The organism is Nocardia sp. NPDC052001 (assembly GCF_040680615.1).
GTDB lineage: Bacteria > Actinomycetota > Actinomycetes > Mycobacteriales > Mycobacteriaceae > Nocardia.
On record NZ_JBFAXC010000007.1, the window covers coordinates 388,549 to 400,479 of the forward strand.

Here is an 11,931-nt window from a genome sequence, read left to right on the forward strand (position 1 = left end):
GCAATCACGGAGAGTGCATCAGCGCTTTCCGCTGCGATCGACTCCCTTGTTTCTCAGCCGCTTATTCCGGTGTCGGACAATGACATTGTCGAATTGATGCAGCAGATCGAAACCGCTACCCGCAAACTCGACGCGCTCAAACTCGACCTGGTCGTGCAGACCTGCTCGCGATCGCTGCCCAAGCGCGCCGGAGCAGGCTCGGTGGCGCTGTTTCTGCAAGACACCCTGCGGATCTCGCACGGGGACGCGTTGAACCGGTGGCACTGCGCCGAACAAGCCGCGATCTGGCCGCGTGTCGGGGACAACGCCGACATCTCGGTGCCCGCACCCGTACTGCCGAACACCGCGCTCGCGCAAGAGGAAGGCGCGATCGGCCTCGACCACGTCCGCGTCATCCGGCAGGTCATGGACCGCCTGCCCAACAAGGTCACCGCCGAAGACCGTGCCTTGGCCGAAGAGCACCTGGCGCGGCACGCGCGGGCGTTGAACCCGAACCAGCTGCCCAAGATTGGGGACCGGATCCTCGGACATCTGGACCCTGATGGCACCCTGACCGATGACACCGATCGTGCACGTATGCGCAGCATGCGGTTGAGCCCGCAGGGCTTCGATCTGATGTCCACCATGACCGTGGTGCTGACCCCCGAAGCCCGTGCCGCCATGGACGCGGTGCTGGCCAAACTCGCCAAGCCCGGTCTGTGCAACCCCGCCGACCCCGAAAGCCCGTTCGTGGTCGATGAGAACCTCGACCCCGAGGTCGTCAAGGCCGCCGCCAAGCGGGATATGCGCACCACCGTGCAACGTCAGCACGATGCCCTGTTTGCGCTGCTGCACCCCGACTTTCACCCCGCGCACCTGGGCGTGCACCGGGGCTTGCCGGTCACCACGATCGTGACCATGAGCATCCACGATGTCGAACGCGCTGCGGGTGTGGCCACCACCGCTACCGGCGGGACCGTTCCTGTCGCTGTCGCGTTGGAAATGGCTGCCCGCAAAAGCAAGACCTTCTCGGTCATCACCGACGGCGAGGACATGCCCCTGCATATCGGTCGGGCCCGCCTGGCGAACCCGGCCCAGCGGATGGCGCTCATCGCCACCGAACGCGGCTGCACCCGACCCGGCTGCACCGCACCCGCCAGCATGGCCGCCGTGCACCATGTCACCGAGTTCGTCAAAGGCGGCCTCACCGACATCGAAAACCTCACCCTCGCATGCGATCACTGCCACGCCCTGGTCAACGACACCCCCACCGGGTGGACAACCATCAAACTCGGTAAGGGCGAGCGGTTCGCCGGGCGGACCGCGTGGATCGCCCCGGCGCATATCGACCCGACCCGGACCCCGCAGGTGAATCACATGCATCACCCGGACGAGTTGATGGCCACCGCCCCGGTAGCCCCGCTGCCCGTCAGCCCTGCTCGGGCGTGCGCGCCGAACCGGATGCGCCAGCGACCCTGGGTATTGCCTCGCCCGGCGTGCCCAGCCAGGCAATAAGTTCCACCCCACCTGTCTCCACCGTCAGGAACCCTCCTGCCGGTCCTACGGGCATGTCCGCACCTCAATCCGGGTGCCCCGTATCCGGTTCCGGCCTTTGGTGTCTGGTTCCAGCCCTTCCGCAGTCCGGACAAAGAAGCAGTGCTGGTTACTTCGCCTGCCGTACCCGACTTGCTCTCCCGCAACCCAGGCCGCCCCTCACGTCCCCAACGGGGTGACTGGCTGTGGTCACCTCCCAAGACTCGAGAACCAAGCCGCCCAAGTGTTTTGGTTCTTGTTGTTGGCCTTTGTCTTTTGTTCTTGTTCTTTTCTTGTCCGGGCGTCTTTTATCTTTTGTTCTTTTAGTCTTTTGTTCTTGATCTTTTCATACAGAGAAAAAGGCCCCGAGCCGAAAACGACTTGGGGCCTTCGAGTTACTGCTGGCTACTACTGGAGCCGGAGGCTGCCGAAGAGACCGTCTTTCTCGTCTTCGGGGCCTGCGGTGAAGTAGAGGGCGTCGGAGTCGCCGAGGCTTTCACCGTTGCCGAACATCAGAGCCCAGAGTCCGGGGATCTCGATGGGCGCGCCGGAGGTGTTGCGGAGGTAGTCGACGGGCTTGCCGGTCTTGTCGTCGATAGCGACGATGTGGCCGAGGCCGCCGAAGTTGCCGACCAGGATCTTTCCGGCGAGGGGGCCGAAGGAATCGGGGGCGATGGTGACACCCCAGGGGGCGTTGAACCGGTCATCGCCGTCGATGGTGCGAACCAGTTTGCCGGTGGCGTCGAATTCGGCGACCTTACCCTTGCCGGGCTTGCCGGCGGCCGCCTTATCGGCGGCCTTGTCGAGGGAATCCTCTTCGCCTACATCGATTTTGGTGGCGTCGACCTCATCGGGCTTGGTGGTGGCGTACGAGATGAACACGCGCTGGCCGATGGTGGTGACGTTCCAGGGGGCCGGATCGCCGGGCTTGACCTTCTTACCCTTGGCCGGATCGGCCGGGTCGAGGTTGTCGCCGGTGGCGAAGGGGTTGGCGTAGCCGGTGGTGCCGATCAGCTGCCAGTTCTTGTCGAAGGTGCGGATCTGCGGGTTCTCGCCGAAGTCGGCGGCCAGCAGCTTGTCACCGGACGGGGTGAGGGCGATGCCGAAGAACTGCATCCCCTTGTCCTTACCGTCGAAAACGGTGTTGGCCGGGCCGTCGTGGCGCACGATCGCACCGCCCGCGCCCTGTTCGGTCCAGGCGGAGATCTTGCCGGAATCGGTGGCGAAGATGAAACGCGCGGAGCCGGTGAGCTTTTCGTCCTTGCCGTCATAGCTGACGGGCTGATCCTTCACCACGAACAGGTCCGAGGTGATGGGCGCGGGATTGAAGAGGACGCCGGTGGTCTTGCCGACGCTCTTATCGGAGGTGTCCGAGTCCGCACCGGGAACCGTGACGAGCTTCAGCGGATCCTGAAACAGCTTCTGGAACTTGGGATCCGAGGATTTGGTGACGTCACCGACGAACTGGAAGGAGAATCCGCCGCCGCCGACCCAGAAATGGCCGCCGGCGCCCTTGGGGCGATCGGCCAGGCCCCAGGCGTTGACCATGTCCGGGTAGGTGAACTGCGCCTTGTACGAGTCCTTGTCCGCGGCCAGGTTGATCTGGGCGTAGTGATTACCGTCCAGTGCAGCCGGGTAGTTGTCGGCGGCGGGCTCGGACTTCGAGCACGCGGCGGCGACCAGTATGGCCGCGCCGAGCGCCGAGATCCGCATCAGATTCTTACGCAATTCCCTCGTCCTTCCAGTCCAGACCGCATTTCCACGGTTAGGCGACGCTAACCATAGCCGGTTTAGGTGATGCTAACCATATCCGGAAGGACGAGGGGACGTGACTAGGCTTCGAACTCCGCCCTGACCTGGTCTTCGGTCAGTCCGTAATCGGCCAGGGAGTACCGGTGAACGGGTTTCCGATCACCGCTCTTGCTCTCCTCATCGAGTGAACCCATGGCCGCGCGCGCCCGGTCCGAGAAATCGATGCCGAAAGCCGTGTAGATCTTTTCGACGGTGCCCATGGGATCGGCCCGCAATTCATCGAATTCGATATCGAGGAACTGTTCCGGGTTGTATCGCGCACGGGCGCTGTTGAATTCACGCAGCCCGCGCGACCACAGCTCCAACTGCGTCTTGCCGATGGTCTCGCCGACGAAGGTGGTGGACCAGCCGCGCGCCGCCTGATCGGACAGACTGCACGACGAACCGACGATGGTCACCGGATCGCGATGGGTCTGAATGATCAACGCATCGGGGTACACCGCCATGAGCGCGTCCAGGGCGAACAGGTGGCTCGGATTCTTGAGCACCCAGCGCCGTTCATCGCCGAGCCCGATGAGCTGCAGGTTCTTCCGATGCCGGAGGTAGGCGTCGGTCCAGTCCTGCTTGCGCAACCACTGCGAGTAGGTCGGCAGGTAGGCCAGCGACTCGTACGAGATGGACTTGACCGTCTGGCGCAGCAGCTGCCAGCACTCCTCGACATCGGCGGCGCTCATATAGTGCACGCCCATGAATTCCGGATTCTCGATGCGATGCTGCGCGAATCCGGCGTCGATGCGCTGGTAGATCGGATTGTCGGCCCAGCTGTCGCGCGGCGGGCGCGGCTGCGGGAAGTCCGCCAACCACATCTCCAGGGCCTGATGCCCCGGATCCGCGGCCAGCAGCCGATGCAGCGCCGTGGTGCCGGTGCGCGGCAGTCCGGTCACGAAAATCGGCCTGGTGACCCGGGTTTCGGCATACGCCGGATTGGCCTTCCAGGACGCTTCGCTGAGCGCGCGGGCGACCAGCGCCCCGCGCAGGAAGAACCGGCTCATCTTGGAGCCGAGCTCGGTGAGTCCGGCATCGCGCTGATACGACTCCAGCAGGGTGCTCAAACCCTCCAGGTAATCGTCCGCGCCGAAGTCTTCGAGGCCGCAGACCCGGGTGGCCGAGGCGTGCAGATCCTCGACGGTGCCGACGGAGGTGCGTGCGCTCATGGGTGGTAACTCCTTGCTCATCAAACGTGGTATTCGCCGCAGTTGACGTCGATGGTCTGGCCGGTGATGGCATTGGCGAACGGCGAGGCCAGGAACACCACGGTCTGGGCGATCTCATCGGGCAGCGGCAGTCGCTTGAGATCGGTTTTGGACGCTGTCTGCTGGTAGACCTGCTCCTCGGTGATGCCGTACTTCTTGGCGATCTCGCCGAAGTACCACTTCAGCTGATCGGTCCAAATGTAGCCGGGGGCAACGGTGTTGACCCGGATTCCCTTGTCACCGAGTTCGGTGGCCAGGGTTTGCGACATGGCCAGCAGCGCGGATTTGGCGACTTTGTAGCTGCCGTACCGGGGTTCGGAGTGCCGCAGCACCGCCGAATTGATCATGACGACATTGCCCTTGGTTTCGGCGAGGGCGTCGGTGAAGGTCTGCGTCATGCGCAGCCCGCCGAGCACGGTGAGTTCGACGCTATCGCGAATCTGCTGAAAATCGGTGCGCGCCAGCGGTTTCATGGACGGCACCGAGAACGCGTTGTTCACCAGCACGTCGACCCGGCCGAACGTCTCCACCGTGCGCGCCAGCAGGTTCCGCACCTGCTCCTCATCGGTGATATCGGTTGGCACGCTCAGGCTTACGCCGCCCTCGGCCTCGATCTCGTCGGCGACCTCCTTCAAACGGGATTCGGTGCGGGCCGCGAGCACGACCTTGGCACCGGCCGCGGCGGCTTCGAGGCAGATGGAGCGGCCGAGGCCGGGGCCCACACCGCTCATCACCACGACCTTGCCGTCGAGCAGTCCTGTCCTGAGCCGGGTCATCCGAGCATCCTTCCCGCGAAAGCGCGCTGGCGGTTGGCGATTCGTTCGCGCCAGCCCGCCTCGTCGATCTGATTGTGTGCGTAGTGCGGCAGCCGTTCGGCCACCTTGTCGAAGGGCACCAGTTCGATGACGGGGCCGTCCGCCTCGGTCATCGGGCGGGCCACGCGCTGCCAGCGGAACTGGAGAATGCCCAGGCGGCGGCCGGTGGTCTCGATCCAGTTGGTGACACCCGGGTTCCGCGCGGAGACGACCATGCGGATCATGCCGTCCGGATCCACCTGTGCCTGAGCGTGATTCAGGCTGGTCTGGTGATTGCTGTAATCCAGCGAGATGTACCAGCGGCTGCCGAGCTGGAAGCCCTGGTACGGCGCATCGGATTTCGGCACCGTGATGATGAGCGCCTGATCGTCGGCGAGATCGAAATGCCCCACCGAGGAGTACTGGGTGCTCAAACCGCCCGGGGTGAGCCGGGGTTCGGTCAGGGTGTTGACCGGCAGGTTCAGATAGAACCACTTGGGGAAGTTGAACCAGGTGTTGACCCGGGTCAGCAGCATGCGACCGGCGGCGCGGTAGCGCTTGCGCAGACCCGCCACATCGGGTTCGGCCGGGGCGGTGCCGATGGTGTCGACGCGCTCGATGCGAATCGAGCCCTTGCGCTCGGTATCCCAGTCGCCGTACACCTCGCGCACCGCGAGCATGGACGCGCCCTCGCCGAGCACGAAGTAGTTCGGCTCCGGATTCTCCTTGGGCGGGCCGAATCGCAGCTGGTAGCTGCCGTCCTCGGCGATATCGAGGCGGCGATCATCGAAGGCGTCATCACCATTGGGGACGTCGGTGGCGGTGTAATCGCCCTTGAGCACCTGGAAACTCAGGTCGACGGTATTGCCGCGCACGCCGGTGAGCAGGTACTCGCCGGTCGGCTCCACATTCGCGTGGTAGTACAGCGTGTCCGGGTTATCCAGGCCCATCTTGGTGTACGGGCCGGTGGAGGTCACGAAATACGGATGCGAGGTGCCGTGCGCGCGGGACAGTTGCAGAACCGCGGCGATACTGCCCTGCAAATAGTCGTAGCCCTCGGCGAGGTCGTGCTCGTCACGGATGAAATCCGCTGCGGCGATGAGCTTCTCGGCCTCGGCGACCGCGGCCAGGAAGGGCTCGGTCAGCGGGAGTTCGGCCTGTTCGATGTTGGGGGTGTCCATCAGGCGTCTGCCTTCTTTCAAGAGTGAATGCCTAGTTCTCGGCGGATAAGGCGGGCTATCTCGGCTGGGTTGCCTTGATCGGGAGTAATGGTGAGTTCGGCGTACTCCGGGCGCTCGTAAGGCGAAGAGATGCCGGTGAATTCGGGCAGCTCCCCCGAACGGGCACGCTTGTACAAACCCTTCGGATCCCGAAGCTCGCACTCCTCGATCGGCGTGTCAACGAAGATCTCATTGAACGGCAATCGCTTGTCGTCGTGCAGCTTTCGCGCATCGCGGCGCTGCTCCCGGAACGGGCTGATCAGCGAGACGATGGCGATGGTGCCCGCATCGGCGAACAGTGACGCGACCTCCGCGACGCGGCGAATATTCTCGCGCCGATCCGCATCGGTGAAGCCGAGATTGTTGTTCAGGCCGTGCCGCAGATTATCGCCATCGAGGAGATAGGCCGGGCGACCGGCGGCGATCAACTGCCGCTCCAATTCGACCGCGATGGAGGACTTTCCGGAGCCGGACAGCCCGGTCAGCCACAGCGTCATACCCTGGCTCAACCGCTGTCCGCGATCCACGGCCGAGTTGTGCCACACCACATTCGCGCGCGGGCGGCGGCCGGTGGCGCGGTGCCCGCGATCGCTGGTCGCCTCGGCGATGCCCGGGGTGCGGGCGGTGATCATGCCCGCCGCGACCGTCTGATTGGTGCTGTCGTCGACGAGAATGAAACTGCCCGTGGCGCGATTGTCCCGGTACGGATCGAACATGATCGGCTGCCGGGTGTGCAGCGTGACGCGCCCGATGTCATTGAGCGACAGCGCTTCCGCCTCGGTCTGCCGATGCAGGGTGTTCACATCGAGGCGATAGTCCAGCTCGGTGACCCGCACCTTGGTGTGCTGGGTGGCGGTGCGAATGCTGTAGTCGTTCCCGGCGCGCAGCGTGCCGGTATCGGAGAACCAGCAGACCATGGCGTCCAGCTCGCGATCCTGATGCGGCTGATTGCCGGGCCGCGCGAGCATATCCCCACGGCCGATATCGATTTCGTCATCGAGGGTGAGCGAGACCGCCATACCCGCGAAGGCTTCTTCGATCTTGCTGCCGCCCGGGCCCCAGATCTCCGTCACGTGACTGGTGCGACCCGACGGCAGTGCCACCACTTCGTCACCCGGCTTGAAGATGCCGCCCGCGATGGTGCCCGCGTAACTGCGCTGTGATTCGCCGTGCGGCCGAATCACATACTGCACAGGCAATCTGGCGTCGATGAGATTGCGGTCGGAGGCGATGTGCACCTCCTCGAGATGACGCAGCAGCGGCGGTCCCGCGTACCACGGTGTGTGCGTGGACATATCGACCACGTTGTCGCCGTGCAGCGCGGACAGCGGCAGGAAGCTCAGATCGCCGACATCGAGTTTGGTGGCGAAATCCGCGAACTCCTCGCGGATTTCCTCGAATCGCTGTTCGGACCAGTCGACCAGATCCATCTTGTTCACGCACAGCACCAGGTGGCCCACACCCAGCAGTGAGGACAGGAAGGCGTGGCGGCGGGTCTGCTCCGAGACGCCCTTGCGCGCGTCCACCAGGATGAGCGCCAGGTCCGCGGTGGACGCGCCGGTCACCATATTGCGGGTGTACTGCACATGCCCCGGGGTGTCCGCGATGACGAATTTCCTTCGCGGCGTGGTGAAGTAGCGGTACGCGACATCGATGGTGATGCCCTGTTCGCGTTCGGCGCGCAGACCGTCGGTGACCAGCGACAGATCCGGTCCGCCGTTACCGCGCGCCAGGCTGGCGCGTTCGATGGCGTCGAGCTGATCGGAGAACAGCGATTTGGAGTCGAAGAGCAGGCGGCCGATGAGGGTCGATTTGCCGTCGTCGACACTGCCCGCGGTGGCGAGCCGTAAAAGGTTGCGGCGCATCAGAAGTAGCCCTCTCGCTTGCGATCTTCCATGCCGGATTCGGAGATGCGGTCATCGGCGCGGGTGGCGCCGCGTTCGGTGAGGCGGGTGACGGCGGTTTCGGCGATCACCGCGCCGGGGGTGGCGGCATCGGATTCGACGCAGCCGGTGCAGTCGGCATCGCCGAGGGTGCGGAAGCGCACGCTGGTCTCGAAGAGTTCCTCATCGGGCTTGCGGGCGATGAACCTGTTGTCCGCCAACAGCATTCCGTCGCGCTCCAGCACCAGGCGGCGGTGCGCGTAGTACAGCGGCGGCAGCGCCACCTCGGCGCGCTCGATGTACTCCCAGATATCGAGTTCGGTCCAATTCGACAGCGGGAACACGCGAATGTGCTCGCCCTTGCTGTGCTGGCCGTTGTAGAGGCTCCAGACTTCGGGCCGCTGTGCTCGCGGATCCCATGCGCCGTATTCATCGCGGAAGCTGAAGACGCGTTCCTTGGCGCGCGCCTTCTCCTCATCGCGCCGCGCGCCGCCGAAGACGGCGTCGAAACGGTGCTCCCGAATACTGCGCAGCAGGGTCGCGGTTTGCAGCCGGTTACGGGATTCGCCCGCCTTCTCGGTGACCCGGCCCGCGTCGATATCGTCCTGCACGCTGCCGACCAGCAGCTGTGCGCCCAGGCGCTCGACGGTGCGATCGCGGAAGTCGATCACCTCGTCGAAATTGCGGCCCGTATCGATATGCATCAGCGGGAACGGCAGCGGTGCGGGCCAGAACGCCCGCCGCGCCAACTCCAGCATGACCGCCGAATCCTTACCGCCGGAGAACAGCAGCACCGGTCGTTCGAAGGTGGCGGCCACCTCCCTGATGATGTGCACCGACTCCGCCTCCAGGGCGTCCAGGTGCGACAACTCGTATCCCGCGCGCATTCGCTTCACTCACTCGCCGCGTCGATCCTCGCGACCGCGTCTTCCCGAAGGCCGTATCTGCCCGAAAGACTTGCGGTGTCGAATATTCGACGCTATTGTTCGATTATGTGACACCGACGATAGGTCGCCCGACCAGTCCCGGTCAATACCCAGCGCCCGATTAGCGGCCCATCCGTCACCCCGGCATGTTTTCGGCCGGGCTCCACACCCCGCCACCGCGCACTACTCGCGATAGATTGGCCTCAGTGCACGCGGCCCGGCCGACCCGACGACCACCGAGGACGACTTGACTGAAATCGCCTCCACCACAGCGCTATCCGAGGCCGGTACCCGCGGCACCGATGAGGTGAGCGCCTCGCCGCCGACCCGGCGCGTGGTGCAGACGATCGAGTTACTGTCCCGGCATCCGGCCGAACATCTCTCGCTGGCTCGAATCGTGCGCGGAACCGGCATGTCCCGGGCCACCGCGCATGCGGTATTGACCCAGCTCACCGCCGATGGCTGGACCATCCGCGATGCGGACGGCAACTACTGCCTGGGCCTGGGATTGATGACGGTGGCACGCCGCGCGGAGGCGGCCTTCCCGCTGCGGCGCTTGGCGGCGGAAGCGATTCGCCGCCTGGCCGACACCCATCGCATGCCCGCCTTCCTGGCCGAGCGCGAAGGCGATTCGATCGTCATCACCGAGGTCATCGGCACCCCCTCGGTACCGTGGATGCGCGCGGGCCGCCATATCCCCTTCGCCCCGCCGGTCTGCCGCGAATTCATCGCCTGGGCCCCCGCCCCCGCACGCGCGACATGGCTGGCGGCCGCCGAACCGGCCCACCAGCCACGCCTCAAACTCGTCCTGGACGCCATCCGCGCCCGCGGCTATTCGGTCGAACGCCTCGCCGACGATTCCGCCCCCATGCTGGAAGCCCTTGCCTCCCTGCGCAATTCCCCTCTCACCGACCCGCTGCGGCACCGCCTCAGCGATATGATCACCGAACTCATCACCATCGACTACCTCCCCGACGAGCTCGGCGATCAGAACGCCGTGGTCTCGGTGGCCGCCCCGATCTTCGGAGCGGACGGCGACGTGGTCGCCTCCCTGGTGGTCTGCCCCGACTCCCAACTCCCCGCAGCACAATTGACCGCATTGGCCGAGGCCGCAATCACAGCGGCCAACTCGGTGACAGCCGCCCTACGCCACTAACTACCGGCAGCGGCGTCGATCGCGGCCAGCAGCTTGGTCTTCGACTGCGCCCCGATGATGGTCCGCACCAGTTCCCCATCCCGGAACAGCAAGAGCGTCGGCAACGACATGATCTGGTAATCCCTTACGGTGCCGAGGTTTTCGTCATGATTCAACTTGCAGATCGTGATGCTGTCCGCCCGCTCGCGCGCGATGACGTCCAGCACCGGCGCGATCATCCGGCACGGCGGGCACCATTCTGCCCAGAAATCCACCAGTACCAGCCCCGGCCGAGCGAGCACCTCATGCTCGAACGTCTTATCGGTGACGTCGATGATTCCGGTTGCGGTGTGCGACTGCGACATACGATTTCCTTCGATTCAGAACGGGCTGGGGTCGGCATTGCGATGGGCGGCGTCCTGTAACCGGCTGATGAGACCGTCGCGGCGCGCGGTCAATTCATCGATCTGCGCGGTCAGGTCCGCGATGGCGCGGCGGTATTCGGCCAGCGAGGCCGGGCAATCGTCGACGTGCTCACCGCCGGAGGCCAGGCATTCGAGGAAGGGCCGGGTTTCCTCGACCGGAATGCCGAGCAGATTCAAACTGCGGATCTCGGCGACGGCACGGACGGTGTCCTCGTCGTATTCGCGATAGCCGTTGGCCTGGCGGGCCGGGGCCACCAGGCCCAGGGCCTCGTATCGCCTGATCGCCTTCGGGCTGACTTCCGCCAGCCGGGCCAGTTCGCCGATCCTCATGCCACCGAATGTAAATGCTGCCCCTAGGGGCAAGGTCAACCCCCGGGACGGCGAGATGGGCCAAGATCGAGGGATGGAAGGGATCAGTTCACGGGAGATCTACTCGAATCGATGGATGACGCTGCGCGAGGACGTCGTTCGGCATGACAACGGGCAGCAGGGGATCTACTCGCATATCGACAAGGGCGATTTCGCGCTCATCATCCCGTTCGACGGTGCGCGGTTCCATCTGGTGGAGCAGTTCAGATATCCACTGCGGCAGCGCTGCTGGGAGTTTCCGGGCGGTTCGGTGCCGGATGCGACCGGCTTCGATCCGATCGCGGTGGCGCGCCAGGAACTGCGCGAGGAGACGGGATTGCGGGCCGAGAAGCTGGAATTCCTCGGCAAATTCGCGGCCGCGCCCGCGACCGCCAACCACTACGGCCACGTCGTGCTCGCCACCGGATTGACCGAGGGCGAGCATGAACGCGAGGCGACCGAACAGGATATGCGCGCGGCCTGGTTCACCCGCGATGAGCTGGAATCGATGATCGCCGAGAACGTGATCGTCGATTCGCACTGCATGGCAGCCTATCTGCTGCTGCTACTGCATGAGCGCAAGAGCGCTACGCCGACTCCCCCGCATGCTTGATCAGGTCGTCGACGCGGGTTCGGAACCGCCGGTGAGCGGGACCGTATCCGTTTTGCGGTGTACACGCCGA

Annotated in this window: 11 protein-coding genes; 3 read left to right on the plus strand and 8 right to left on the minus strand. The window is 64.9% G+C overall.

Annotated elements, in window-relative coordinates; genetic code table 11:
* Positions 1 to 96 precede the first annotated feature (96 nt).
* Positions 97 to 1,494, plus strand: coding sequence for a DUF222 domain-containing protein (locus tag AB0L82_RS30795; RefSeq protein WP_364643910.1), 1,398 nt, complete (start codon positions 97 to 99; stop codon positions 1,492 to 1,494).
* Between the two features lie 426 nt (positions 1,495 to 1,920).
* Here AB0L82_RS30795 and AB0L82_RS30800 read toward each other — a convergent pair whose 3' ends face one another.
* From AB0L82_RS30800 to cysD, 6 genes are all read right to left on the minus strand, one after another.
* On the minus strand, positions 1,921 to 3,240 hold the full coding sequence (locus tag AB0L82_RS30800; protein WP_364643913.1) for a TIGR03118 family protein: 1,320 nt from the start codon (positions 3,238 to 3,240) through the stop codon (positions 1,921 to 1,923).
* A 104-nt stretch (positions 3,241 to 3,344) separates the two neighbouring features.
* Entirely contained in the window at positions 3,345 to 4,478 is a 1,134-nt protein-coding gene (locus AB0L82_RS30805; RefSeq protein WP_364643916.1) for a sulfotransferase, read from the minus strand.
* 20 nt (positions 4,479 to 4,498) lie between these two features.
* A complete protein-coding gene (locus AB0L82_RS30810; protein ID WP_364643919.1) occupies positions 4,499 to 5,293 on the minus strand; it encodes an SDR family oxidoreductase in 795 nt (264 codons plus the stop codon).
* Positions 5,290 to 6,492, minus strand: coding sequence for a hypothetical protein (locus tag AB0L82_RS30815; RefSeq protein WP_364643922.1), 1,203 nt, complete (start codon positions 6,490 to 6,492; stop codon positions 5,290 to 5,292). The genes AB0L82_RS30810 and AB0L82_RS30815 overlap by 4 nt, the downstream gene beginning before the upstream one ends.
* 17 nt (positions 6,493 to 6,509) lie before the next feature.
* Complete coding sequence (cysC, locus tag AB0L82_RS30820; RefSeq protein ID WP_364643925.1) at positions 6,510 to 8,396, minus strand: adenylyl-sulfate kinase; 1,887 nt, start codon at positions 8,394 to 8,396, stop codon at positions 6,510 to 6,512.
* Positions 8,396 to 9,301 (minus strand): sulfate adenylyltransferase subunit CysD, encoded by a 906-nt coding sequence (gene cysD / locus AB0L82_RS30825; RefSeq protein WP_364644231.1) that lies wholly within the window; start codon positions 9,299 to 9,301, stop codon positions 8,396 to 8,398. The genes cysC and cysD overlap by 1 nt, the downstream gene beginning before the upstream one ends.
* A 286-nt stretch (positions 9,302 to 9,587) precedes the next feature.
* Here cysD and AB0L82_RS30830 point away from each other — a divergent pair, with 286 nt between their 5' ends.
* Positions 9,588 to 10,496, plus strand: coding sequence for a helix-turn-helix domain-containing protein (locus tag AB0L82_RS30830; RefSeq protein WP_364643928.1), 909 nt, complete (start codon positions 9,588 to 9,590; stop codon positions 10,494 to 10,496).
* Here the strand turns inward: AB0L82_RS30830 and trxA are convergent.
* Together trxA and AB0L82_RS30840 are read right to left on the minus strand one after the other, a co-directional pair.
* Positions 10,493 to 10,840: a thioredoxin gene (trxA, locus tag AB0L82_RS30835; RefSeq protein WP_364643932.1), complete on the minus strand. Its 348-nt coding sequence runs from the start codon at positions 10,838 to 10,840 to the stop codon at positions 10,493 to 10,495. The two genes, AB0L82_RS30830 and trxA, sit on opposite strands and share 4 nt — an antisense overlap.
* Before the next feature lie 15 nt (positions 10,841 to 10,855).
* Positions 10,856 to 11,230, minus strand: a complete 375-nt coding sequence (locus AB0L82_RS30840) for a MerR family DNA-binding transcriptional regulator (protein ID WP_364643935.1) — start codon at positions 11,228 to 11,230, stop codon at positions 10,856 to 10,858.
* A 73-nt stretch (positions 11,231 to 11,303) separates the two neighbouring features.
* Here AB0L82_RS30840 and AB0L82_RS30845 point away from each other — a divergent pair, with 73 nt between their 5' ends.
* Positions 11,304 to 11,861 (plus strand): NUDIX hydrolase, encoded by a 558-nt coding sequence (locus AB0L82_RS30845; RefSeq protein ID WP_364643938.1) that lies wholly within the window; start codon positions 11,304 to 11,306, stop codon positions 11,859 to 11,861.
* The last annotated feature ends 70 nt before the right edge of the window (positions 11,862 to 11,931 follow it).

What these genes read in the sequence shown, in the direction of transcription:
- AB0L82_RS30845 (WP_364643938.1), top strand. Translation starts at nt 11,304, where the DNA reads ATGGAAGGGATCAGTTCACGGGAGATCTACTCGAATCGATGGATGACG.
- cysC (WP_364643925.1), bottom strand. Translation starts at nt 8,396, where the DNA reads ATGCGCCGCAACCTTTTACGGCTCGCCACCGCGGGCAGTGTCGACGAC.
- AB0L82_RS30795 (WP_364643910.1), top strand. Translation starts at nt 97, where the DNA reads ATGCAGCAGATCGAAACCGCTACCCGCAAACTCGACGCGCTCAAACTC.
- AB0L82_RS30815 (WP_364643922.1), bottom strand. Translation starts at nt 6,492, where the DNA reads ATGGACACCCCCAACATCGAACAGGCCGAACTCCCGCTGACCGAGCCC.
- AB0L82_RS30840 (WP_364643935.1), bottom strand. Translation starts at nt 11,230, where the DNA reads ATGAGGATCGGCGAACTGGCCCGGCTGGCGGAAGTCAGCCCGAAGGCG.
- cysD (WP_364644231.1), bottom strand. Translation starts at nt 9,301, where the DNA reads ATGCGCGCGGGATACGAGTTGTCGCACCTGGACGCCCTGGAGGCGGAG.
- AB0L82_RS30810 (WP_364643919.1), bottom strand. Translation starts at nt 5,293, where the DNA reads ATGACCCGGCTCAGGACAGGACTGCTCGACGGCAAGGTCGTGGTGATG.
- AB0L82_RS30805 (WP_364643916.1), bottom strand. Translation starts at nt 4,478, where the DNA reads ATGAGCGCACGCACCTCCGTCGGCACCGTCGAGGATCTGCACGCCTCG.
- trxA (WP_364643932.1), bottom strand. Translation starts at nt 10,840, where the DNA reads ATGTCGCAGTCGCACACCGCAACCGGAATCATCGACGTCACCGATAAG.